Raw genomic sequence first — 22,746 nt, forward strand, 5'->3', positions numbered from 1 at the left:
GACGCATGGAGAAGACGACTAGCCGGAAATTGGCGCGTGCGCGGCTGCTGGAGCGCCAACAGGCTGCTGCTGCTGCCCGAGAAGCGCGCGAGCGGGCCAACATTGGTGATCTGACCGAGTTCACGGTGCGCGCGGCCCAGGCTGACGAAGTCGATGCCTGGCTGGCCGGGCGTATCGAGAAACTCAAAGCTGAGGGCGAGCGCCGGCGCCAGGCACACCAGGTGGCCGCGGGCAAGGCCTTGCAGGCGATGCGGTTGCGCGGCGAGAACGTATCGGCGATCGCGACGCAGACGGGATTGTCACTGGGTCGGGTTCGCGAGTTCTTGCGTGTGGCTGCAGACGCTGAACCTCACGAAGATCAGGAGTCGAGTGTTGTTGGGGCGCAGGTTGTTCGGATGCCCAACCATCAGGGTCTATCGATTGATGGGCACAAGCCGGCCGCGGCGATAGCGGGAACCCAATAGTCGGACTTGCGAACGATGGTGGGCGACGCGGATATCGGAAAATTCCCAGGACTCAAGCAGCGGTCGCAACCGCTACCTTTGCGCATGGACATCGATGAACACGCGCAAGAAATTGAAAGGTTCCAGCGGCGAATCGTTGCGGGCCCATTGATCACTGACTGTTGGATCTGGGTAGGTGGGATAAGCGATGACGGATACGGAGTCTTCCGGATACGACGCGACGGGGTGAGTCGTGTCGTACGAACATCGCGGTACGCACTCGCACTGGCATCACCAGGACATGAACTCGCACCCGATGTCATGGGGACTGCACGAATGCGATAACACCATCTGCGTACGCGTGGTCCTCGCATCAGATGTGCTCCGCGGGGTGCCAGCACACGTGATCGGTAGCGATCAACGAGCCAACATGGCTCGCATGGCGAGGATGCGCCGCGGCGGCGGCCGGCGCGCGATTCTCGCGCGCGGCGCCGGCGTTGCGGCGCGGGTGGAACGGGCGCGCGCCATCAGGGCGGCGGTTAAGGACGGATGGGATCAAGAACAGGTGGCCGCCGATCGCACTGAACTGGGTTCACGACGGTGCCAAACGGGCTCAGGCGGCATCCTGTTCCGGCAAATGCGCACCCGAGCTGCGCCGGGCCCAGCTTGAGTTGGGTTACACACTGTTGCTTCGAGCGCACCGATCGGGAGTTTCGCTTCCCTTGACCGAGGCCTCGAGACGATCCCGCCCATGTAGTTCAGTGGATACCATTGGAGGGCAGGCGGATTGCATCACGGCACAGAAGAGGATTGTCGACTCCGAGCGGGAGCGGTTCAGCGGGAGGCAATCGATGCGGCCCAAGCTTCAAGCAAGGTATGTGTGCGACTGCCCAGCAAGAACGGGTCGCCGCGCACCCACGTTACCTCCTATCTGTCGGCGTCCGTGTACCGGATGACGCCGCGAATGTTCTTGCCGTCCAGCATGTCCTGGTAGCCGTCGTTGATCTGCTCGAGCGTGTACTGGGTCGTGACCATGTCATCAAGGTTGAGTTTGCCGGCCTTATACATGGCCAGCAGCTTGGGAATGTCGTATTGCGGATTGCCCCCGCCGAAAATGGTGCCCTGCAAGTTCTTCTGCAACAGGGTCAACAGCGCCAGGTTGAGGGTCACTTGAGTGTCGAGCAGGCTGCCGATCGCTGTCACCACGCAGGTGCCGCCCTTTGCGGTAATCGTCAGGTAAGCATCCATGTCGGAGCCGTCGAGTTCGCCGACGGTAAGAATCACCTTGTGGGCCATCAGGCCGTAGGTCACCTGGGCAATGCCGGCCACCGCCGCGTCCATGTCGGGGTAGACATGGGTGGCGCCGAATTTGAGGGCCTGGTCGCGCTTCCATTCCACCGGGTCGATCGCGAAGATGAAGCGCGCGCCGGCGGCCACGGCGCCCTGCAGCGCGGCCATGCCGAGCCCGCCGACGCCGACGATGGCCACGTCTTGGCCCGGCCGGATGTCGGCAGTGCGGACCGCGGAACCGTAGCCGGTGGTCACGCCGCACCCGACCAGACAGGCGACCTCGAACGGCACCGACCGGTCGATCTTCACCACCGAGCTCTTGTGCACCACCATGTACGGCGAGAAGGTGCCCAGCAACGTCATCGGGTAGACGTTCTGGCCTCGCGCTTTGATACGGAAAGTTCCGTCGGAGACGGCCACGCCGTTCAGCAACCCCGCGCCCAAATCGCAGAGGTTGCGCATGCCGGCCTGACATGTTAAACAGCTCCCACAAGATGGGATGAACGACAACACCACGTGGTCACCAGGGGCGATGTCCTCTACGCCGGGGCCAACTTCGGCGACGATGCCTGCACCCTCATGTCCGCCGAGGACCGGGAAACCCGCCATCGGGATGCCACCGGTGACCAGGTGGTGGTCGGAGTGGCACATGCCCGCCGCTTCCATCTGGATCTTGACCTCATCCTTGACGGGCTCGCCCAGTTCAATCTCTTCGATGGACCAGGGCTGGTTGAACTCCCAGAGCAGCGCGCCTTTTGTCTTCACGCTGTACCTGGCCCGTTTCGCCTTTGAATGAACTTGAATTGACCAGAAGTGCCTGACTCCGTCATGTCAGGCAGTTCGGTAGTGCCGGGTGCCACCGGGCCGTTATCCATTGCCACCATTGCCACCATTCCCGCCGTTGCCACTGCTGCCACTGTTGCCGATCAGTATCCCGCCTCGCCCGCTGGCCCCACCGAAACCGCCGTTTCCGCCGTTGCCGCCGTCGCTGTTAGGAATTCCGCTGTTTCCGCCGTTCCCGCCGTTCCCGGCGTTCCCGCCGTTTCCGCCGTTGCTGATCAGTATCCCGCCTTGCGCGCCGTTTCCACCGAAACCGCCGTTTCCGCCGTGGCCGCCGACCCCGCCGGTTCCGCCGCCGGCGCCGCCGTCAGTACCGCCGTTGCCGCCGTTGGCACCGTTGCCGCCGTTGCCGCCCTGGCCGCCCGAACCGCCGTTGCCGATCAGTAACCCGCCGTGGCCGCCGTCACCACCCCTGCCACCGTGGCCGGCGTTGCCGCCGTTGCCGCCGTTGCCGCCGGCAGTTCCGGAAGTGCCGGGCGTACCACTGCTGCCGACGCCGCCGTCGCCAGCGGCGCGGCCGTTACCACCATCGCCGCCCTTGCCGAACAGCAACCCACCATCACCGCCGTTTCCGCCGCTCCCGCCCTGGCCTCCGTTGCCACCATTGTCGCCGGTGTCACCGACGTTGGTGCCGCCGTTTGCGCCGAGCCCACCAGAACCGCCGTTACCGCCGTTGCCCCACAGTCCTGCGCTGCCGCCGTCGCCGCCGTTACCGGCGTTGCCGCCAGTGTTATTGCCGACGGTAGCCCCGCCGTCTCCGCCGGCGCCGCCCGCCCCGGCGTTGCCGAATATCCAACTGTTTCCGCCGGCCCCGCCGTCTCCGCCGGTGCCGCCGTCGGCGTTGCCGAGCACGCCGACGCCCCCGCCATGCCCACCATGCCCGCCAGCCCCCGCATCGCCGAACAGCCACCCGCTGTCCCCGCCAGTGCCACCACCCCCGCCGGCGCCACCTGCGATCGTCGCGGCATTGCTGACCGAGCCAGCTGCGCCGTTTCCGCCGGCCCCTCCGCTGCCCCATAGCCCAGTGCTGCCGCCCGCCCCGCCGATGCCGCCGTTGTAACCGCCGGAACTGACGGTGCTCGTGGCGGCACCGCCGTTTCCGCCGACCCCACCACTGCCGTAAAGCACGCCGCCCAGGCCGCCGGCGCCGCCGTTTCCGCCGGCTCCGCCGGCGGCAACGCCGGTTCCGCCGGCACCACCGGCGCCGCCATTGCCGATCAACCCGGCAGAACCACCGTTGCCGCCGGTTAGGCCGGAGTTAGACGGTTGTGAAAAGCCGTTGCCCCCGTTGCCGTATAACAGCCCACCGGCCCCGCCATTTGGGCTAGCCGCCGTACCGTCGGCACCGTTTCCGATCAGCGGACGGTCCAGGAGGGCCTCCGTGGGCGCATTCACCACGTTCAGGAGGTTCTGCCCAAGGCTCTCGAACGGCGATGTGTTCGCGGCCTCGGCCGTGGCATACCGCCCGGCACCCGCAGTCAACGTCCGGGTGAACTCGCCATGAAACGCCGCGGCCTGCGCCGCCAACGCCTGATAATCCCTCGCGTGCTGGGAAAACAACGCCGCGACCGCCGCCGACACCTCATCGCCGGCCGCGCTGCCCACCGCCGTCGTGGCATCCGCGGCCGCCGCGGTGGCCCGACTGATCGTCGAACCAACAGCCGACAAATCCGCCGCCGCCGCAGCGAGCGTCTCCGGGGACGCGATCATAAACGCCATGACAACCCTCCAACAAGACCGAGCACAAACCCGGGCGATTGCTGGCCCGATTCGTGCATCCCGAACCCACAGACAACGATCGACCAAACCTTACGGTCCTCACCGACCCAACTGCACACACCTTGGCTCCATACACCCCCCAACACAGCACCCCGGCCCAGCAAATGTGAAACACAACAACACCGACCGGTTTCCACAGTCAACGACCACAGCGCAATACCTGGAAACCCCCGGTGCGGTCAATCCGACGCCGCTGGATACCGAACGCGCCGGCCAGGTTCCTTGCGATTTCAGCCAATGAGCGGAACGCACGACCCACCCTCACCGAGGATGGCGAGAGAGCCCCGTCCTTACGGTTCGGGCGACCCGCGGGTACCGGCCTTGGCCGGCACCCTATGCATGACGATCCACATCATCGGCATCACCAACAGGAGCCTGCGCGCCTTGATGACCGGACTGCTCGGCGCCGGCCCCTACACCATGAATCAGGCCAGCGACGACCTGGCGCGGCTGCGCGTCAACGGGCTCATCACCCGCACTCCCAGCAAGAACTTCTACACCAAATTGCACGACCCGGCTGCTGCGTTCACTGCTCGCCGCAGACCAGCCGCCGACGCCACCATTAAGCAAGGCATCGACGTTCACGTCGCCGAGTCCACCTGAAGACAACCGTCAAAGTGTCGGCCGCGAGGTGCTCTAGACCTCGCTCTAGATCCGCCGCCGCTTCGAGAGTGAGCTCGGGGCTTTGGGAGTGTAGCCAGGGCGTCACCCTCGATGCCGATGCGCCGACAAACTCCGACGATGCAGGCAAAACAAGCTATATCACAGGAATAGTTCGTTGACATGTCGATCGACGCGTCCTTATGGTTTCTCGGATAATGGGCGACTCTGCCCGTATTGCGGAAGTAGGTGGTGGATCGTGATCACGGCGGCGGCGACAGGGCAGGCGGGGGCGAAGACGCGGTTCAGTGTCGAGCACAAGTCGATACTGATCACCGGCGCTACCGGTTCACTCGGCAGCGTTGCGGCCCGGACGCTGGCCGACGCGGGCGCCCGGCTGACCCTGGCCGGCGGCAACGCCGCAGGTCTGGCCGAAGTGGTCGAGGACGCCGGCATCCAAGACGCCGCGATCGTTACACGGCGGCCCGAAACACCGGCGGATGCGCGGGCCATGGTCGAGGCGGCGGTCGCGCGCCACGGCCGTCTCGACGGAGTACTGGTCGCCTCGGGCATGAACAGCGTCGCACCCATCACCGAGATGGACGTCGAAGACTTCGACAAGGTGATGGACGCCAACCTGCGCGGCGCGTGGCTGGTGTGTCAGGCGGCCGGAAGGGTTCTGATCGAGCAGGGCCACGGCGGCAGCGTGGTACTCGTTTCCTCTGTGCGTGGCACGCTGGGCCACGGGGCCGGCTACAGCGCATATTGCCCGTCGAAGGCGGGCACCGATCTGCTGGCAAAAAGTCTGGCCGCCGAGTGGGGCGCAGCGGGTATTAGGGTAAATGCGCTTGCCCCAACGGTTTTCCGTTCGGAATTGACCGAGTGGATGTACGCCGACGACGCAAAGGCGCGAAAGACCCGCGATGCGATGTTCGCCCGAATCCCGTTGCGGCGCTTCGCCGAGCCCGAAGACTTCGTCGGCCCGCTGATCTATCTGCTCAGCGACGCGTCCAGCTTCTACACCGGCCAGGTGATGTATCTGGACGGGGGATATACCGCATGTTGAGCTCCCACGGGTTTTCCCGCGCGGCGGTCGTCGGAGCCGGTCTCATGGGTCGCCGGATCGCTGGCGTCCTGCCGTCGGCGGGTCTGGATGTCGTCGTCACCGACACCAATACCGAAATCCTTGACGCTGCGGCCATGGAGGCTTCCGCGGTGACGGGCACCGGGCGTGGTTCGGTCACGCCGTCGCCGACCTGGCAGCCGCGGTATCGGACGCCGACCTCGTTATCGAGGCCATGGTCGAAAACCTGCCCATCAAGCAAGAACTCTTCGAGCGACTGGCCGCGCTGGCGCCTGGGGCCGTGCTCGCGACGAATACGTCGGTGCTTCCGATTGGCGGCGTCGGTGAGCGGGTCGGGCACGATGTGCCGGGCTTTATCGGCAACCGTCTGCAGCATGCGCTGTGGCGCGAAGCGATGGCACTGGTGGCCGAAGGAGTGTGCGACGCGGAGACGGTGGACCTGGTGGTACGCAACACCATTGGTCTGCGACTGGGTACCCTTGGCCCGCTGGAAAACGCCGACTACATCGGCTTGGACCTCACCCTGGCGATCCACGACGCGGTGATCCCGAGCCTCAATCACGATCCGCACCCCAGCCCGCTGCTGCGTGAACTGGTCGCCGCTGGCCAACACGGGGCGCGCACCGGTCACGGCTTCATCGACTGGCCCGCCGGGCCCCGCGAGGCCACCACCGCGCGGCTTGCCCACCACATTACCGCGCAGCTTGAAAATAGAAGGGAGACATAGCCATGAGTCTCACGTGGCCACTCGGTAAAGCCGAGGCACAGTTGGAGTTCTACGACCTGTCGCACCCGTGGGGGCACGGTGTGCCGGCGTGGCCATACTTCGAAGACGTCAAGATCGAGCGGTTGCACGGTATGGCCAAAAGCCGTGTGCTTACCCAAAAGATCACCACTGTAATGCATTCCGGCACCCACATCGACGCGCCGGCACACGTGGTCGAGGGCACGCCGTTCCTGGACGAAATCCCGCTGAGTGCCTTCTTCGGCACCGGAGTCGTCGTCTCAATCCCGAAGAACAAGTGGGAGGTCGTCACCCCCGAGGACCTCGAAAAGGCCAGTGATGCCGGGCCCGAAATCCGACCCGGCGACATCGTCATCGTCAACACCGGCTGGCACCACAACTACGCCGACAGCGCCGAGTACTACGCCTACTCGCCGGGCTTCTACAAAGAAGCCGGCGAATGGTTTGCGGCCAAAGGGGTTAAAGCCGTCGGCACCGACACCCAGGCCCTGGACCACCCGCTGGCCACGGCCATCGCCCCGCACGGCCCGGCGGCAGCGCAGGGCGGCCTGTTGCCTTGGGCGGTGCGCGAATACGAGGAGCTGACCGGCCGCAAGGTGCTCGATGACTTCCCGGAATGGGAGCCCTGCCACCGGGCGATTCTGTCCAAGGGCATCTACGGGTTCGAAAACGTCGGCGGCGACCTGGACAAGGCAACCGGCAAGCGCGTCACCTTCGCCGCGTTCCCGTGGCGCTGGGTAGGCGGCGACGGCTGCATCGTGCGGCTGGTGGCGATCGTCGACCCTGCCGGCACCTACCGACTCGAGACCGGACAGGCGGGCTGACCATGAACGTGACTCGCGCATGCGAAGCCCCAACGTATTCGGCACCGGGGCACCATGATGTGTGTCCGATACGGCTGCAGGGACACGAAGCGGGGCACACCGAGCGATTCTGGGTTGGCGTATCGCTCTACCACCCTGGTGGCCTTGTGGAGAAGGCCCCAATCCGCGAGGAAACGGTCTACGTGGTGCTCGACGGCGAGCTCGTTGTCACCACCGAGGGCGCCGAGACGGTGTTGGGCCGGCTGGACAGCATGCATCTGGCCAAAGGTGAATTGCGGTCGGTATATAACCGGTCGGATCGCGGGGCGCTGCTGCTGGTCACCGTCGCACACCCATCCACGGAGGAGTTATGAGCGTCGTCATCACCATCGCCCCGACCGGGCCCATTGCCACCAAAGCCGACAACCCAGCCCTGCCGACGACTCCGGAGGAGATCGCGACCGCCGTCGAGCAGGCGTATCGGGCTGGCGCCGCGGTGGCGCACATCCACCTACGAGACGAAAACGAAAGGCCCACAGCGGATCTCGGTATTGCCCGCCGTGTCATGGATCTGATCAGCGAGCGCTGCCCGATCCTGATCCAGATGTCGACCGGGGTCGGTCTGACGGTGCCGTTCGAGGAGCGCGAGAAACTGGTCGAGCTGCGGCCGCGGATGGCCACCCTCAACCCGTGCTCGATGAGCTTTGGCGCCGGCGAATTCCGCAACCCGCCGGATGCGGTCCGGCGGCTGGCGGCGCGGATGCGCGAACTCGACATCAAACCGGAACTCGAGATCTATGACACCGGACATCTGGAGGCCTGTCTGCGACTCTGGGCGGAGGGTCTGCTGATCGAACCTTTGCAGTTCAGCATCGTGCTCGGTGTGCGGGGTGGAATGGCCGCGACCGCCGACAATCTGCTGACGATGGTGCACCGGCTCCCGCCTGGAGCGGTGTGGCAAGTCATTGCGATCGGCCGGGCCAACCTGGAGCTGACGGCGATGGGACTTGCCCTGGGCGGTAACGCGCGGGTAGGGCTCGAGGACACCTTGAACCTGCGCAAGGGTGAGCTAGCGCCGAGCAATCTGGCGCTGGTTCAGCGCACGATGCGGCTCGCAGACGCCTTGGACTTGCCGGTGGCCTCCGTCGAGGAAGCCGAGGCGCTGCTGTGTTTGGCGGGAGATCACTCGTGAGCGTCAACTCCGAAGACCGCAGTAGCGGCGTCCAAGTCATTGCCCGCGCGGCCGAGCTGTTGCGAGTGCTGCAGGCACACCCTGGTGGGCTCAGCCAGACCGAGATCTGCCAACGGGTAGGCATGGCTCGCTCCACGGTAAGCCGGATTCTCAATGCGCTCGAAGACGAGGGTTGGGTAGCCGCGCGTGAGGCCCGCGGGCCCTACCGGCTGGGTCCGGAGATAGCGCGCATGGCGTCCACGGTTCGACTTGGTGTCGTGACCGACATGCACCCGTTCCTGACGCAGCTGTCGCGTGAGCTATACGAGACCGTGGACCTGTCGATTCTGGACGGTGACCGGGCCGACTTCATCGACCAGGTCGTTCCGCCGCGCCGGTTGCGGGCCATGAGCGCGGTTGGCGAGTCGTTCCCGCTGTACTGCTGCGCCAATGGCAAGGCGCTGTTGGCAGCGCTGCCGCCCGAGCGCCTGCCTGCGGCGTTGCCCCGTCGATTGGCGCCGCTGACCGCCAACACCGTCACGACCGCGGCGGCGTTGCGTGCGGAACTCGACCGCATTCGGGTAGAAGGCGTCGCCTACGACCGGGAAGAGCAGACCGAGGGCATCTGTGCGGTGGGTGCGGTGCTGCAAGGGGTGAGCTCGGAGTTGGTCGCCATCAGTGTGCCGGTTCCGGCGCAGCGGTTCTACGGTCGCGAAGGAGGGCTGGCGCGCGCGCTGCTCGCCTGGGTTGGGAAAGTGAACGCTGTGTTTGGGGCGAGAGAGGTGTGAGGTGGCAAGAACCGCTTGCGCGACAAGATCCTTGGGGCGCGGGGCAGTATTGAGGGCCCGCGGTATCGCATACCCGGCTCCACCGGTCACGATGAACACCAACAACGCCTAGACGCCATCACCATGAACACCACCGAGTCAGCATGAACACCAACTACGGCCATTCATCTTCACCGAAAGCGCCACTCCCATAATCATATTGAACGCCCGGCAACCGTTGAGCGGAGGAAACGACGTGGTCGCAAGTGATCAGTCTGCATACCTGGAGAAACGACAACTGAAGACCGGTAGCGCCGGCTGGTTGCTACTGGCGGGGCTGGGTATCAGTTACGTCGTCTCGGGTGACTATTCGGGCTGGAACTTCGGCCTGGCCCGCGGCGGCTTCGGCGGATTGTTGATTGCGGCCGGGGTGATCGCCGCCATGTATCTAGCTTTAGTCCTGGGCATCGCCGAGCTGTCGTCAGCCCTGCCGGCCGCGGGCGGAGGGTATACATTCGCCCGGCGCGCGCTAGGGCCGTGGGGCGGGTTCACGACGGGTACCGCGGTATTGATCGAGTATTCGATCGCACCGGCCGCAATCGCCACGTTCATCGGCGCATATGTGCAATCACTCGGGCTCTTCGGTATTCGAAACGGCTGGTGGATCTATTTGGCGATCTACGCAGTCTTCATCGGTATTCATCTAGCCGGCGTGGGTGAGGCACTAAAAGTCATGTTCGCGACCACCGCAATAGCGCTGGTGGGCATCGCGATTTTCGTCTTTGCCGCCATTGACCATTTCACGCTGGCAAGATTGACGGACATCGCGCCGTCCGGCGCTGTAGGCGCGTCGGCCTTTCTGCCGCACGGCTACCTCGGCGTGTGGTCGGCCTTGCCGTTTGCCATCTGGTTCTTCCTCGCGGTCGAGGGAGTGCCGCTGGCCGCCGAGGAAACCACGGATCCGGCACGCAATGTTCCGCGCGGAATCACCGCGGCATTCACCGTCCTGCTGGCGACGTGCGTGCTCGTGCTGCTGCTGACCACCGGCGCCGGCGGGGCCCAGGCGATGTCAACATCGGGCAACCCGCTGGTGGCTGCGCTGGGACAGACCGGCGCCGCCAGACTCGTCAACTACATCGGATTGGCTGGCCTGGTCGCCAGCTTCTTCTCCATCATCTACGCGTATTCTCGGCAACTATTCGCGCTGTCGCGCGCGGGCTACCTGCCGACGGCGCTGTCGGTCACCAATTCGCGAAAAGCACCGACACTGGCACTGGTCGTGCCCGGCATGATCGGGTTCGCGCTGTCCACAACCGGCAAAGGTGAGCTCTTGCTGAACATCGCCGTCTTCGGCGCCACCCTCAGCTACGTATTGATGATGGTGAGTCATATTGTGTTGCGGAGAACAGCGCCCGAAATGGGCCGCCCTTACCGAACTCCGGGAGGTATCGCCACGACGGGCTTCGCATTGATTGTCGCCACACTAGCGCTCATTGCTACCTTTCTGGTCGACAGCGTCGCCGCGGTATGTTGCCTGGCCGTATTTTGCGCATTTGTGCTTTATTTCGCTTTACATAGCCGAAACCGATTGGTCGCTCATGCCCCGGACGAAGAATTGGCCGGGTTATGAGCTACCGGCAGACTGTTTAGTGAACTCAAGCGACGAAGCCACTTGAGCTCACTAAACCGAATTGACGGCTGGGATAACAGGAGCTGAGACGCCGAACGCGACAACGACGCAGCTGGCGCGGACAAAGCTAGTTAAACTTAAACGGGCGAGGGGTGTTGGGCCCCAGTTAAGATTGTTTGTGCTGCTGCTAGGAGAACCAAGAACTCGACGGCGACGGCGAGGGTACCCCCACCAATGGTGGCAGCGATCGGTAATCCGATCGCATTGACAAGCCCCTCAAGAGGCTGACCATTTACCATTTGGATAATCCCGCTCAAGAACAAGTTGACGTCATATGCCGGCAGGGTAACTAGGACAGCCGTCGCGATATCTGCAGTCGGGAGTAGCGTGGCGTAAGTCGTCGAGAAGTCATTCGTCAAGTCGTTGACGATATTGCTGTTTCCCGTCTGCAGCTTCATCAGAAGATCAGTGATTGCGGACTGAATGGATGTGGAGCTGGACGAGGTCAGTAGTGTGGACCCTGAAGTTAAGGGCTGCGATATGTCCAGTAATGGCAGGTTCGGCAGGGTTGGCGGGCCCTGCGCGTACAAGGTGTTGGAGGCATCAAAAATTCCCTGTTGCGTCCCGCTAACCAGAGCAGGACCCAGAGCCATGGTTGTGCTGAGGGGTGGCAAGAACCCGAAAGGAGTGGTCACATCGGCCGGACCTGTCGAATAGCCATAGTTTATGTCGCCGTAGCCCCAGTTGACCAGATACCGCAAATTCGGCTGCACCAAGTCTGCCAGCGGGTTCCCAATCCACGGGATCCACCGCACGGGCTCCAACAGCGGCAGGTTCTTGGTTGGAATCATGTAATACGTGGTACCGCCGCTGTAGCCTGGACTTGTTGGTAAGACAACTGCTGAATCAATCTGGGACTGCGGAATCTCCAGATATGTGGTGTGCACAAATGCGATGCCCGCAAAGGCGTTGAGGTCAGCCAAGATGTTGATCGGGTACTGCGGGAAATCGGCGAAGCCATCGTATTCTAATGTGTAATTTTCCACTGTGTACCCTGTGTTTGCATCCATGCCACCGTAGAACGTTATGCCCAGACTGGGGAGGCTCAGGCCGGGAAAACGCGCGAGCATGCCCCCGTTTGGGGTCATCTCATTGCCGACAAACACGAAATTTACATCGGACGTCGGCACGCCTTCGGCCTGGAGTTTCGGCAGTTCCAACGCACCGAGGATAGCGGCCTGTGAGTAGCCAAAAACGTTTATAGGAGTGTTGCCCTTGGCGATTTCCTCATGAATCGCACCATCCAGGATTTGGAGGCCCCGGGCCACTGATATGTTCAGCGTCAAATCCTTAATTCCGGTAATTGGATACAACCCTTCGGGCGTGGACAAAACTTGGAGATTCGAAGCAGTGAAATAAGGGGCGATGTACTTGTTGTACGCGTTGCTCACATAGCTTGGTGAAGGTGTCGGTACGCCGCTAGCGCCCATGATTAGCGAAACAGCTACGGGAGTCGCGGCTGCTCCTGCTGCGCCGGTCTCAGCGTTGCCGACTACCGGCACCAGCAGTGCCCGGGCTTGCGAGGTGAGCGTCCCCAATGCATCCGATGCGGCCGCCTCGGCTTCCCCGTAGGCATTACCCGCGGCGGCCAGCAATTGAGCGAACTCATCATGAAACTCCGCTGCCCGCGCGGCCAACACCTGATAATCCCGCGCGTGCTGCGAAAACAGCTCCGCGATCGCCACGGATACCTCATCGGCGGCCGCACTGCCCACCGCCGTCGTCACCCCCGCTGCCGCCTCGCTGGCCCGACTGATCGTCGAGCCCAGAGCCGACAAATCCGCCGCCGCCCCAGCCACCACCTCCGGGGACGCAATCACAGACGCCATGGCCATACTCCCGCAGACTCACCGCGAACGGGCTATTCGTGACCCCACTCGCGAAGCACCAATAACGACAACGACGACGCGACGCTATGGCGATCTGTTGGCCTGGCTCAGCGCATTGACCCACATGCTGGTGTTCCGCACTTTCACCACGCGATTCCCGGCCCGCCAAACGTGGAACATGACAACACCGGCCGCTGTGCGCAGTGAACTATCACATCGCAACGCCGGTGGAAACCCGGGCACAGGCCGGGACAGTGACCTGTCCCGGTGAGTCCTGAGGCTCGATTTCTTGGGTCACCCGACTGTTGCCAGGGAACTCTTGTGACGGTAGTGCAATGCCTCCGCCTCTGCCGGAGTGAGGTCGGCGAGGTACTCGTGGGCCGTTCATTGTTTAACCAGTCGACCCAGTTCAGGGTGCCGGCCGATCTCGACGTGGTCGACATCACGCCACGGGCCCCTGCCGACGGATCAGCTTTCGCGTCGGTAGTCAAGGTATGTGGTGGGCGGCGTGAACCGTCCGGAGTGTGAGCTCCGGCTGGTGCGCGGTGAACGGTCGTCGTGGAGGTCGGCTGGGGCGCTGGTTTCGGCAGGCTGATTAGCCGCCGTGAGCGGCAGGCGTTCGTGCACGGCGTAGAGGCGGCCCAGCGCGGGCGGGCGGCAAGCTAGGTTGCGCCGTCGTGCGGCATAGCTCGTACAGCCGTCACCGCTCGCGACTGAGCCTTCCTCGACGATAGCGCTGTTCATCGAAGGGTTGTTGGGTTCGAAGCAGTCGATAGGCCAGTCGGCGGTCAAGTCCCCGGGAGTGGTGTAACGGCTGATCCTTCGATGGTGGGGTTAGTAGGGTTGGTTAGGGTCGGTGTTGGTGGTGTCGCCTCCTGTCGTGGGGCCATCCGCTGTCGGGGTTGCAGAAGTCCTCGGGCCAGGGCGCGGGGACGCCGTGCTCGTCGTGCCAGCCGGTGTGACCGGTGTCGGCGAGCTGGTCGAGGTAGGTTTGGCGGCTCAGCCCTGGGCCGAATCCGCCCGGGGTGTCTGGGTTTGTCATGCTGCGGGCTCCAGTTCGGGCAGGCCGTTGGTGGTCGGTGTTGTGGGTGCGGGTTCGGTGTTGCCGACGGCAGCGGCCCGGGCCAGGACGTCCAGTCCCAGGTAGCGCCGGCCCTCAGCCCATTCGTCGTGCTGTTCGGCCAGGACAGCTCCCACGAGGCGGATGACGGCGTCTCGGCCGGGGAAGATGCCGACAACGTCTGTGCGCCTGCGGATTTCGCGGTTGAGGCGTTCGTTGGTTATCTGGAGCGCTGCTCGCGATAGGGGCTGTGAGCTGCATGTTTGTTTCGCGGAGGGTGTCTACGACGCGGCGGGCAGTCGGTGCCGGTCGTTGGTTAGCCCGAAGTTACGACTGCTTGGGTAGCTGATTTTGGGCTTTGACATGGGGTTTTGCTGGTTTTGGGTGTTTGGGGTCTGACTACGCGGCGATGGAGAGGGGAATGGTGGCCTCGATGAGGTCGAAGGCACGGCGTTGATCCGGTGTGGGTTCGGTGAGGGTGTCGAGTTCGATGTTGGTGTCCTGGTAGTGGATTCGGTTGCGGGTCAGTGTGCCCAGGTGGCTGAGCAGGGCGCGGAAGCTGCGTAGCGTGGTGCCGTTGGCGGCTTGGCGGCGGGAGGCTTTGGCTTGAGCGTGATCGGAGCGTTGGGCCGGCGCGACAGGGTTTGCCCGGGTCGGTGGATGTTCGTCGGTGAAGGTCAGCGGCGCCCAGGCCTGGCGGAGGTGCCAGGTCAGGTAGCAGGCCAGCAGGCAGATCAGCACGTGGGCCTCGACTCGCTCTGTGAGCCGGTGATGAATGGGGCGTAGGTCCAGGTCGTCAGTCTTGATGCTGCTGCGGAAGTCGCGTTCTACATGGGCCAGGCTCTTGTACCCGGCCACGATCGCGGCGGCGTCGAGGTCGGTTTTGGGCGTGCTGGTGCGCAGTACGTAGATGCCATCGAGGGCGGACTCGGCGGCGATGCCGGCCTCGTCGCGTTCGTAGGTGAGGCTGGTGTCGGTGATGGTGCGGTGAAAGTGTTTGCCCACCTTGTATTTGTTGATCACTCGCCCGACGGCTTCACCGATGCGGCCCGCCCCGGCCAGGGTGCCGCGGGTGATGCGTTCGGCGATGGCGGCCAGGGCGGCCTCGGTGGCATCGAGCAGCTCGCTGCGTTTGCGGGCGCGCTCGGCGGCCAGGGCGGGGTTGCGGCAGGCGATCAACCGCTCGCCGGGGTAGTCGGGGTGGGTGATCTCGGCCAGGTCGTGGGTGTCGAACAGGCTCATCTGCAGCGGCCCGTCCTCGGCGGCAAGTGCGGCAATGGCGGGGGCACGCAGCGCGGTGATCCAGCCGAAACCGGCGCCGGCGTCGTTGAGTTCGCGCAGCGCGGCGATGCGCGCGGAGGTGATCATCCCGCGATCGCCGACCAGCACCAGCCGATCCAGCCCAAACGCGGTGCGGATCACCTCGACGATGGTGGTGAAGGCGACCGGATCGGCGACATTGCCGGGAAACACCCGCACCGCCACCGGGCGCCCCTTGGGGTCGGTGAGCACCCCGTATTCGATCTGGGGCAGTCCCTTTTTGCCGTCGCGGGAATACCCGCGGGCGCCAAGCTCACATCTGCGCCCGGTCACCCATGAGGAGGTCAGGTCAAACAGCGCCATCCGGCCCGGATTCACCTCAGGCCCAAGATGTTTGGCGGCCAGTTTCTTTTCGATCGACTCCTGTCGACCCACCAGCCAGTCCATCGCCGCATAGATCTCATCGGTGGATGCCCCGGCCACACCCAGATCGGCTCCCAGAGTGCAATCCGACCACCACGCCAGCGTGGACAGTTTGGAGCTGGGTTGGATCACCCGCGAGATGACAAGCGCCAACGCCAGATCCCGTGACCGGCAGGCCGGCCCCAACAGCGCGGGTAATCCGAGCCGGCGGGCCATCGCGGCCACCGCGGCCACATGTCCGTGCGGCAGGGCCCGCACCACCCGCACCTGCCCGTCGGCGGGCACCAGCGTGCGCCCTTTCAGCGTGGCCTCCAGCGCGGCGATTGCCGCCGCCGGCAACATCGACAGGTTAGCCACCGTCTCGTTGCGCACCTTGGGCCCGTCGCGGTAGGTGCGCCGTAGCAGCACCGACTCATAGACACGCTCGCGGCCCTGCTTATCCACATGGGACTTCTTCACTCTGACTACATGAGCTCTTCCACCGCCGCGTGCCATACCCAGAATCATAACTTGATTCCGTCGAGAAGATACGAACAACACACGTATATTCGTGACTACAAATCATGACACGATCAACGCCAATAATCTCAGCTCAGACCACTAATCCCTTATCGGAACCCGTCGCAACTTCGGGTTAGCACGACGCGATTGTTACCGAATCGCGATGTGCCGGCTGCTCTCTTGGCGAGATTCGGCTGTTGTCGCGGTTGTGGCCGAGGGCGCAGGCGAGCTGGCGGCGTAGCCGCTGGTTCTCGTCGACGAGTTCGCGGTTGCGGCGGTTGGCGATCTCCAGGCGCAGGCGCAGGGAGTCATCGCTGGCGCGTTGCCGGGCAGGCAACGCTGTGCTGGGTTCGGGCCGGCGCTGGGCGCGAAGCCGGCCGATCTCGTCTTTGAGGTCGGCCTGGGTGTAGATCCACGAGCGGGAGACACCGGCGTGGCGGGCGATGGATTCGAATGTCAGCGCGGCGCCGCTGCGGTCGAGTTCGTGCATCGCCGCGATCGCCTTGGCGCGGGTGTGTTCGTGGCGCTGTTGGGCTGCTCTGATGAGGTGGATGCTGTTGTAGTCGGCAAGTTTGGCCTTCTCTTGTTCTGGGTTGTCGAGGGTAGTGATGATGTTGTCTAAGTTGCGTAGAATTTGGCGGTTCATCTCGGCGAGTCGTTGTTGTCCGCGGGCGTCGGCGGCGGTGATCAGCTGCAGGGTCTGTTGGCGCTGCTGGCGGTGCTGGGGCAGGAACTCACCGGTGGTGAGGAACATTGGGCAGGTCAGACACGCGTTGGCGTGCGGGCAGCTTTGCTGCATCGGTAGCCCGCAGTAGCCGTTGGGCAGGGCCTGGGTGGCGCGGCCGAGGCGCTGCTTGGCCCAGGCTGCCTCGGCGATCGGCCCGGAGGGGTCGAAAGTGATTGTGGCGCCGTGGATATCGACCTTACGGGCGGCCTCCCAATGGCGGCGCACGGTAGTGTCGTGCAGCCGGGCGTAATGCCCGGTCATCTGAGCAGAATGGTGGTCGAGGATGCGTCGCACGACCTCTTGGGGAACGTCGCGGTTGATCAGCCGAGTGCCCAGGGTGTGGCGCCACTGGTGCGGGGTCAGATGCACTTGCTCGCCGTGCTCGTCACGGACGTCGCAGACCGACAGCCAGCGCAACAGTGCCATCCGGTAGGTGGGGCTGCCGATCGGGTGGGCGCCGTCAATGTTTTTCGTCGGCCGCGGGAACAACCCCGGCGTGCCTGACGGCCAGCGCTGTGCGGTGCAGATGCGATGTGCGGCGATCAACTCGCGTACCTGCTCGTCGATGGGCACCAACGCATCCCGTTTCATTTTGTGGTTGAGGTAGCGCAGATACGGTGCGCCTTCGGCGTCGGTGACGACACAGTCGCTGCGCAGCCGCAGCGCGTCGGTGATCCGCAGCCCGCAGCGCATCAGGATGATCGTGATCAACCTGTGGGCCGGGTCGGCGAAGCGGGCGAGGTTGTGTGGGTCTTCGAGCTGGGCCATGACGTGTTCGGCCAGCGCCCGCGGCAGCCGTTCTTCGCGTTTAGGGTAGTCCTCGGGAAAGAACATCGCATCGGCGGGAAGAGCCGTGTCCCAACGGTGTTGGCGGACGGCGGCGAAGAACCGGTTGAGCAGCCCGATGTGGGCGCCGCGGCGTTGAGCACGAAGGGAATCGCCGCGCAGGTCGGCGAGATAGCGTTCCAATACGGATCGGTCGACCTGGTCGACGCGCTCGACCCCGATGTCGGCGAGGAACCCAGCGAAGCGGGTGAGCACCACGACCGGCCGGCCGCCGCCGGCTTCCAGGCCCAGCCCGGTCGACAGCCGCCACCGCACCCACCGTTTCGCCAGATCCCGCAGCCACGGCTGGCCGACCCCGGCGAATCGCAGCGTGCGGTCGCCGTCGTGGCCGAGGCGGCGCATCCGCCAGACATCGCGCGGATACTCAGCCTCCCACCCGCCGGCCTCGGCCAGATCGGCAATCACCCGGCAGGCGTAGCCGAGGAACACGCGGGCGCAAGAGTCGTTGATTGGCAACCGCGTCCGCTCATGCCAGTCGTCTTCGTCGTGGTCGACCAGCGAGCCCACGCCCGCGTCGGCGAGTGTCCGCACCACACGCATAACTACGTCAGGCGTGAGCTTGCCTTGGCGGTCGTCGTGGCGGCGTTGCAGCACGTACTGCATCTCCAGCTTCAGCTGACCGGTCAGCCGGTCGAGCCGGATCACCTCGCCGGCCAAGGAGGTGATCGTGGCGAAGCGGTCGGCGAATTCGTCGATGTCGGGTCGCCCGTTCACTTTCCAAGTGTTGGTGTGGGTTTGGCAGAACGGCGAGGTCGCCTGCGGCCAGAGCTCGCAGTGCGGGATGCGGCAGGTCGCGCCCGCGGCCGGCCGCTTGAACGGCTGCGGTTCAGCCAGCCACGCGTCCAGGTCGGGCCGGCCCGCCCGTTCCCATCGTTGTGCGTGCAGCCCGCACATGCCGCCGCGCGCAGAGCCGTAACCACAGCCAGGCACTCGGCACTGTTGGTTCGGTTGTTGCCGCCGCCAGCGCGGATCAGTCGATGCGGCAAACCGATCCAAGTCCGGGCGTCCCTGGTTGTTCCATCGCTGCAGATGCCCTTGACACAGGCCGCGGCCGCGGGCACCTCGCTCGCACCTGGAGACCCGGCACTCGGCCGTACCGAACACCGGGTCCTCGGGCGCGAATTCCATCACGTCATTGCGGAATTCGCTGCGCACTGCGGCCATCAGCTTGCCCAGCAGGCCCGACGAACCGGCAGGTTTCAGCGATGGCGCGGTCACAGCTGCACCTGCCCGTCGGTGAACCAGCCAGCCTGCTCCAACACCCGCCGAGCGTCCTCAACGGTGAGGTGCCCGTACGTCGCCGAGGTCGTGGCCATGTTCGCATGCCCGAGCAGATGCGCGACCACCTCGATCCCACGCCGTCACGCAACAGCCGGGTCGCCGCCGTGTGCCGCAGCCAGTGCGGGTCGAAATCGATCCCGGTCCTGCGGCGCAGCCGCCGCACCAGGTCATACGCCGCGCCATAGGTCAGCGGATACCCGCGCGGGCGTCCCCACAGGTTGACGAACACGTAGTCACTATCCAGGTCGCCGTACTCGGCATGCAGATAGTCGGCATACAACCGGATCAACTCGTTGCTGACCGGGATCGTGCGCGCGGTCGGCGACTTGGTGCGAGCACCGTTGGCGTTCTCGCGGCGCCGCACCGTCACCTCACGCTCGGCGGCGGCGATATCGTTGTGCCGCAACCCCAGTGCCTCACCGATCCGCATCCCGGTGTCATACAGCAGCGCGAACAGCAACCGGTCCCGCAGCCGGTCGCAGCCGTCCAAGACTCCCTGCACCTCGGCCGGAGAAAGCACCCGCGGCAGCTTCTTGGGCGCCTTCAACGCGATCACCCGCCGCGGCTTCGGCGCGCTCTTGCTGATGTGATGCAGAAACGGCTTCCAGCCGCCACGACCCCCGCCGACTTGCCACGATGTCAGCAGTTCGCCGATATTTACGCCGTCGCGCGCGGCATAGGTGTAGAACGCCCCGATCGCCGAAAGCTTGCGGTTCACAGTCGATTCCGTGCACTGATGCGGCACCGACGGCAACGCCGCGACACGTCCATCACGCGCCACCACCGGCAATCGCAGCCAGGCCACGAACTCGCCGACATCGTCGAGCCGAACGCCCCGCCAGTCCAGCCCACGCTCGGCCAAGAAGCCGAACCAGTCCTTCAGATCGTGCGCATAGGCCTTGACCGTGTTCGGCGACCGCTCGATGTCGGTCAGATACCCGAGATACCGGTCGACCGCCGCAACCGGAGCATCGTCGTCACCGAGAACCGTCCACGACGCACGCGACGAGACCGGTGAGATGACCCGCGCAACGTGCATCGTCCCTCCGCAGGCTCTGCCTCCTAGACGACTGCAGATAACCACGTCCAGCACGCAGAATCAGCGACCCCGACTCCGCGTGTCGCACATCGAAGACACCGACCGAGGGACTCCAGATAACGTTGGGATTATTCGACCAGATTTGGCGCCACAGTTCCTTGGGGAACGCGGTGAAGGCCAGTATCTCAGCGCGGGCATCATCGAGGTGTTCGGCCACCGCGGGCAGCTTATCGGCCAACGCCTCGACGACACGGTCGAACTGGGCGTGTACCGCTTGGGCATCGGGCTGGTCATAGACCGAGTGCAGCAGCGCTTTGACCCATCCCCAGGAGCTTTTCGGGGTCACGTCCATTAAGTTGGCCGCGTAATGCGTGCGGCAGCGTTGCCAGGCCGCGCCGGGCAAGTTGGCCGCGATCGCCTCGACCAGGCCCCGGTGGGCATCGGAGGTGACCAGCCTGACCCCGTGCAGGCCGCGGGCGACCAGGTCGGCGAAGAAGGTGTTCCACGCCGGGCCGGTCTCACTGGTGGCGACACTAACTCCGAGCACCTCCCGGTGCCCGTCGGCGTTGACGCCGGTGGCCACCAGCACGACAGCGTTGACCACGCGCCCGTCTTCGCGGACTTTCATCGTCAACGCATCCGCCGCGACGAAGGTGAACGCTCCCGCCTCCCCAAGTGGGCGGGTGCGAAACGCCTTGACCTGCTCATCGAGGTCTGCGGCCATCCGCGAGACCTGCGACCTACTCAAACTGGTGACCCCCAACGTGGCCACCAGTTTGTCCATCCGTCGCGTGGAGACCCCGAGCAGATAGCAGGTCGCCACCACCGAAATCAGTGCCGCCTCAGCGCGTTTGCGGCGCTCCAGCAGCCATTCGGGGAAGTACGAGCCCTGGCGCAGCTTAGGGATCGCCACATCGATCGTGCCAACACGCGTGTCCAGTTCACGGTGGCGGTAGCCGTTACGCGAGTTCGCCCGATCCGGGCTGGGCCGGCCGTACTCGGCGCCGCATACCGCATCAGCATCAGCCGACAGCAGCGCGTTAAGCACCGTGCCCAGCAGAGTGCGCATCAGATCCGGCGACGCGTCGGACAGAGCCTGCTCCAACAACACAGCAGGGTTCACAATATGGGGAGCGGTCATCGTGTGGTTCCTCTCGAGAGTGCTTTGGAAGGTTCACTCGAAGGATCACGCGGTGACCGCGCTCTCGTCCCGAACGACACACCGGGAAACGATCACGCGATCCGCGTTACACCACTATCAGGGACGCAACTCAGTCGGCAGACGTGGCGGGCGGCGAATGACGGGGATCGCTGGGAGAGCCCCCAGGCGATACCCATCAGGGCATCACGGTGTTCGGCAAGACCTTGACGCGAGATGCGTCCACGCCGGTTCAGCGTGGCCGACTGGTAGAGCGCGGGCGCCAAACCTGTTGCCGAGTAGAGATGTTCGGCATCGGGGAACATTCGATCGGGCAGACTCTGCGCCGCGAAGGCCGCCGCCCGGATCGAGGCAACTCCGGGCAACGTAGTCAAGATCTGTCCGTCGGTCACAGCGAGCAGCTCTCCAATCTCCTCATCGAGGTCGGTGATGGCGACCAGCAGCTGGCGGTAGCGCTGGAGGTCACGTCGGAGCCGGTGGGCTCGGGCAGCGGCGTCGGTCGGTGGCGGCAAACACTGCTGCCACCGACTGATCCGGTCGTTCGCGGTGGACAGAATCAATCGCCCCGGTGCACGACAGATCAACGACCGGGGCCTCGGTGCTCGCCCGCGAACGCCGCAGCACAGGCCAGCACGGCCAGTCTGGTCGAGGTTTCCAGCGCCAGCGCCCGGCCATGGCCCGCCGGTGCGGACAACCCCGGACACAGCACGTTGAGCTGATCATGCAGCCGCGGCTGGGCGACCTTGCGATCGGCCACCAGACCCCGCCGATGACGCACCGCCGCACGCAACGCCTCAACCGCCGAGTGCTCCCGATACCGCCGACCAAGGCTCTGCCGGGCCAAGTACGTCAACGCCGAACAGTCGCGATCATCGGACTTGAACCGCCCCGACCTACACCGAGACCCGTACCTGGGGAATTGCGTGACGCCAACCCCTGGGGAATTACGCGACGGACGACACAATCGCTGCGGGTCAGCCGCCCATGATCGGACCTACTACTCTGAACCAACATGAGCGATGCACCTTCTGGTTGAGGGGCTGGGTCGGCCGAGTTCGCAGCCGACGCATCATCGCCGGCACGGGTCTTTCTGGCCTGGTGGCGGCATGCGAATTGGCCGGCCGCGGCTCGCGGGTCCTGGACCAGGACCAGGACCAGGACCAGGACCAGGAGAACGGTGCCAACCCGGGTGGGCAGGCCTACTGGTCGTTTGGAGGCCTGTTCTTCGTCGATAGTCCGGAGCAGAGCCGCATGGTCATCCGTCTCAGAGCCTGTTCACAAGCCCGTGTGACTGTAGTGACAGATGATAACTATGTGATAACGATTGCGTGTCGCGCAATGGCACAAGACAGGGCTCGCGGTAGCAGATGGACACCACATCCCTTGCTGCCGGAGCCCCGTGAATGCCT

At 64.7% G+C, this 22,746-nt stretch carries 17 protein-coding genes and 7 pseudogenes; 11 read left to right on the plus strand and 13 right to left on the minus strand.

The window, feature by feature from the left end:
• Positions 1 to 5 precede the first annotated feature (5 nt).
• Together AADZ78_RS28405 and AADZ78_RS28410 are read left to right on the plus strand one after the other, a co-directional pair.
• On the plus strand, positions 6 to 464 hold the full coding sequence (locus tag AADZ78_RS28405) for a hypothetical protein (protein ID WP_085248191.1): 459 nt from the start codon (positions 6 to 8) through the stop codon (positions 462 to 464).
• A gap of 418 nt (positions 465 to 882) precedes the next feature.
• Positions 883 to 1,113, plus strand: a complete 231-nt coding sequence (locus AADZ78_RS28410) for a hypothetical protein (RefSeq protein WP_204080097.1) — start codon at positions 883 to 885, stop codon at positions 1,111 to 1,113.
• A 257-nt stretch (positions 1,114 to 1,370) separates the two neighbouring features.
• Here AADZ78_RS28410 and AADZ78_RS28415 read toward each other — a convergent pair whose 3' ends face one another.
• Positions 1,371 to 2,498 carry an NDMA-dependent alcohol dehydrogenase gene (locus AADZ78_RS28415; protein WP_085248193.1) on the minus strand — a complete coding sequence of 376 codons (1,128 nt, stop codon included), beginning with the start codon at positions 2,496 to 2,498 and terminating at the stop codon, positions 1,371 to 1,373.
• 102 nt (positions 2,499 to 2,600) lie between these two features.
• Positions 2,601 to 4,292, minus strand: a complete 1,692-nt coding sequence (locus tag AADZ78_RS28420) for a PE family protein (RefSeq protein ID WP_204079884.1) — start codon at positions 4,290 to 4,292, stop codon at positions 2,601 to 2,603.
• 330 nt (positions 4,293 to 4,622) lie between these two features.
• On the opposite strand from AADZ78_RS28420, the gene AADZ78_RS28425 reads away from it, so the two are divergent.
• The 8 genes and pseudogenes from AADZ78_RS28425 (at position 4,623) to eat (ending at position 11,152) form a co-directional block, all read left to right on the plus strand.
• Positions 4,623 to 4,955, plus strand: a complete 333-nt coding sequence (locus tag AADZ78_RS28425) for a hypothetical protein (RefSeq protein ID WP_139828979.1) — start codon at positions 4,623 to 4,625, stop codon at positions 4,953 to 4,955.
• A gap of 256 nt (positions 4,956 to 5,211) precedes the next feature.
• Positions 5,212 to 6,018 carry an SDR family NAD(P)-dependent oxidoreductase gene (locus tag AADZ78_RS28430; protein ID WP_239656856.1) on the plus strand — a complete coding sequence of 269 codons (807 nt, stop codon included), beginning with the start codon at positions 5,212 to 5,214 and terminating at the stop codon, positions 6,016 to 6,018.
• Positions 6,012 to 6,763, plus strand: a pseudogene (locus AADZ78_RS28435) (3-hydroxyacyl-CoA dehydrogenase family protein). The gene AADZ78_RS28430 and the pseudogene AADZ78_RS28435 overlap by 7 nt, the downstream one beginning before the upstream one ends.
• Positions 6,764 to 6,765: 2 nt before the next feature.
• Entirely contained in the window at positions 6,766 to 7,605 is an 840-nt protein-coding gene (locus AADZ78_RS28440; protein WP_085252623.1) for a cyclase family protein, read from the plus strand.
• Positions 7,606 to 7,607: 2 nt separating this feature from the next.
• Positions 7,608 to 7,958, plus strand: coding sequence for a cupin domain-containing protein (locus tag AADZ78_RS28445; protein WP_085252624.1), 351 nt, complete (start codon positions 7,608 to 7,610; stop codon positions 7,956 to 7,958).
• Positions 7,955 to 8,776 carry a 3-keto-5-aminohexanoate cleavage protein gene (locus AADZ78_RS28450; RefSeq protein WP_085252625.1) on the plus strand — a complete coding sequence of 274 codons (822 nt, stop codon included), beginning with the start codon at positions 7,955 to 7,957 and terminating at the stop codon, positions 8,774 to 8,776. The genes AADZ78_RS28445 and AADZ78_RS28450 overlap by 4 nt, the downstream gene beginning before the upstream one ends.
• The gene (locus tag AADZ78_RS28455) at positions 8,773 to 9,543 is read left to right on the plus strand and encodes an IclR family transcriptional regulator (protein ID WP_204805819.1); all 771 of its coding nucleotides are present in this window, start codon (positions 8,773 to 8,775) and stop codon (positions 9,541 to 9,543) included. Before AADZ78_RS28450 ends, AADZ78_RS28455 begins: the two co-directional genes overlap by 4 nt.
• Before the next feature lie 235 nt (positions 9,544 to 9,778).
• Positions 9,779 to 11,152 (plus strand): ethanolamine permease, encoded by a 1,374-nt coding sequence (gene eat / locus AADZ78_RS28460; RefSeq protein ID WP_341343659.1) that lies wholly within the window; start codon positions 9,779 to 9,781, stop codon positions 11,150 to 11,152.
• A gap of 137 nt (positions 11,153 to 11,289) precedes the next feature.
• Here eat and AADZ78_RS28465 read toward each other — a convergent pair whose 3' ends face one another.
• From AADZ78_RS28465 to AADZ78_RS28515, 11 genes and pseudogenes are all read right to left on the minus strand, one after another.
• Positions 11,290 to 13,041, minus strand: a complete 1,752-nt coding sequence (locus AADZ78_RS28465; protein ID WP_085252747.1) for a PE family protein — start codon at positions 13,039 to 13,041, stop codon at positions 11,290 to 11,292.
• 294 nt (positions 13,042 to 13,335) lie between these two features.
• Positions 13,336 to 13,500, minus strand: a pseudogene (locus tag AADZ78_RS28470) (IS3 family transposase); the annotation flags it as partial.
• A gap of 388 nt (positions 13,501 to 13,888) precedes the next feature.
• A complete protein-coding gene (locus AADZ78_RS28475; RefSeq protein WP_139829001.1) occupies positions 13,889 to 14,083 on the minus strand; it encodes a hypothetical protein in 195 nt (64 codons plus the stop codon).
• Positions 14,080 to 14,316, minus strand: a pseudogene (locus AADZ78_RS28480) (transposase); the annotation flags it as partial. The pseudogene AADZ78_RS28480 and the gene AADZ78_RS28475, both read right to left, overlap by 4 nt.
• A 184-nt stretch (positions 14,317 to 14,500) precedes the next feature.
• Positions 14,501 to 16,279 carry an IS1634 family transposase gene (locus AADZ78_RS28485; RefSeq protein WP_276063204.1) on the minus strand — a complete coding sequence of 593 codons (1,779 nt, stop codon included), beginning with the start codon at positions 16,277 to 16,279 and terminating at the stop codon, positions 14,501 to 14,503.
• Between the two features lie 139 nt (positions 16,280 to 16,418).
• A complete protein-coding gene (locus AADZ78_RS28490; protein ID WP_420891273.1) occupies positions 16,419 to 16,838 on the minus strand; it encodes a DUF6262 family protein in 420 nt (139 codons plus the stop codon).
• A gap of 21 nt (positions 16,839 to 16,859) precedes the next feature.
• A pseudogene (locus AADZ78_RS28495) lies at positions 16,860 to 19,022 on the minus strand (tyrosine-type recombinase/integrase); the annotation flags it as partial.
• Between the two features lie 50 nt (positions 19,023 to 19,072).
• Positions 19,073 to 20,178: pseudogene (locus AADZ78_RS28500) on the minus strand (site-specific integrase).
• Between the two features lie 124 nt (positions 20,179 to 20,302).
• Positions 20,303 to 21,319: pseudogene (locus AADZ78_RS28505) on the minus strand (IS256 family transposase); the annotation flags it as partial.
• A gap of 92 nt (positions 21,320 to 21,411) precedes the next feature.
• Positions 21,412 to 21,849: a transposase gene (locus AADZ78_RS28510; RefSeq protein WP_169726398.1), complete on the minus strand. Its 438-nt coding sequence runs from the start codon at positions 21,847 to 21,849 to the stop codon at positions 21,412 to 21,414.
• Positions 21,850 to 21,917: 68 nt separating this feature from the next.
• Entirely contained in the window at positions 21,918 to 22,190 is a 273-nt protein-coding gene (locus AADZ78_RS28515; protein ID WP_169726397.1) for a hypothetical protein, read from the minus strand.
• Positions 22,191 to 22,369: 179 nt separating this feature from the next.
• On the opposite strand from AADZ78_RS28515, the pseudogene AADZ78_RS28520 reads away from it, so the two are divergent.
• Positions 22,370 to 22,600 (plus strand): annotated as a pseudogene (locus AADZ78_RS28520) (FAD-binding protein); the annotation flags it as partial.
• Positions 22,601 to 22,746 lie beyond the last annotated feature (146 nt).

The sequence above is a fragment of the Mycobacterium riyadhense genome, from assembly GCF_963853645.1.
GTDB lineage: Bacteria > Actinomycetota > Actinomycetes > Mycobacteriales > Mycobacteriaceae > Mycobacterium > Mycobacterium riyadhense.

What these genes read in the sequence shown, in the direction of transcription:
- AADZ78_RS28465 (WP_085252747.1), bottom strand. Translation starts at nt 13,041, where the DNA reads ATGGCGTCTGTGATTGCGTCCCCGGAGGTGGTGGCTGGGGCGGCGGCG.
- AADZ78_RS28425 (WP_139828979.1), top strand. Translation starts at nt 4,623, where the DNA reads ATGGCGAGAGAGCCCCGTCCTTACGGTTCGGGCGACCCGCGGGTACCG.
- AADZ78_RS28450 (WP_085252625.1), top strand. Translation starts at nt 7,955, where the DNA reads ATGAGCGTCGTCATCACCATCGCCCCGACCGGGCCCATTGCCACCAAA.
- AADZ78_RS28405 (WP_085248191.1), top strand. Translation starts at nt 6, where the DNA reads ATGGAGAAGACGACTAGCCGGAAATTGGCGCGTGCGCGGCTGCTGGAG.
- AADZ78_RS28445 (WP_085252624.1), top strand. Translation starts at nt 7,608, where the DNA reads ATGAACGTGACTCGCGCATGCGAAGCCCCAACGTATTCGGCACCGGGG.
- AADZ78_RS28485 (WP_276063204.1), bottom strand. Translation starts at nt 16,279, where the DNA reads ATGGCACGCGGCGGTGGAAGAGCTCATGTAGTCAGAGTGAAGAAGTCC.
- AADZ78_RS28420 (WP_204079884.1), bottom strand. Translation starts at nt 4,292, where the DNA reads ATGGCGTTTATGATCGCGTCCCCGGAGACGCTCGCTGCGGCGGCGGCG.
- AADZ78_RS28440 (WP_085252623.1), top strand. Translation starts at nt 6,766, where the DNA reads ATGAGTCTCACGTGGCCACTCGGTAAAGCCGAGGCACAGTTGGAGTTC.
- AADZ78_RS28475 (WP_139829001.1), bottom strand. Translation starts at nt 14,083, where the DNA reads ATGACAAACCCAGACACCCCGGGCGGATTCGGCCCAGGGCTGAGCCGC.
- AADZ78_RS28410 (WP_204080097.1), top strand. Translation starts at nt 883, where the DNA reads ATGGCGAGGATGCGCCGCGGCGGCGGCCGGCGCGCGATTCTCGCGCGC.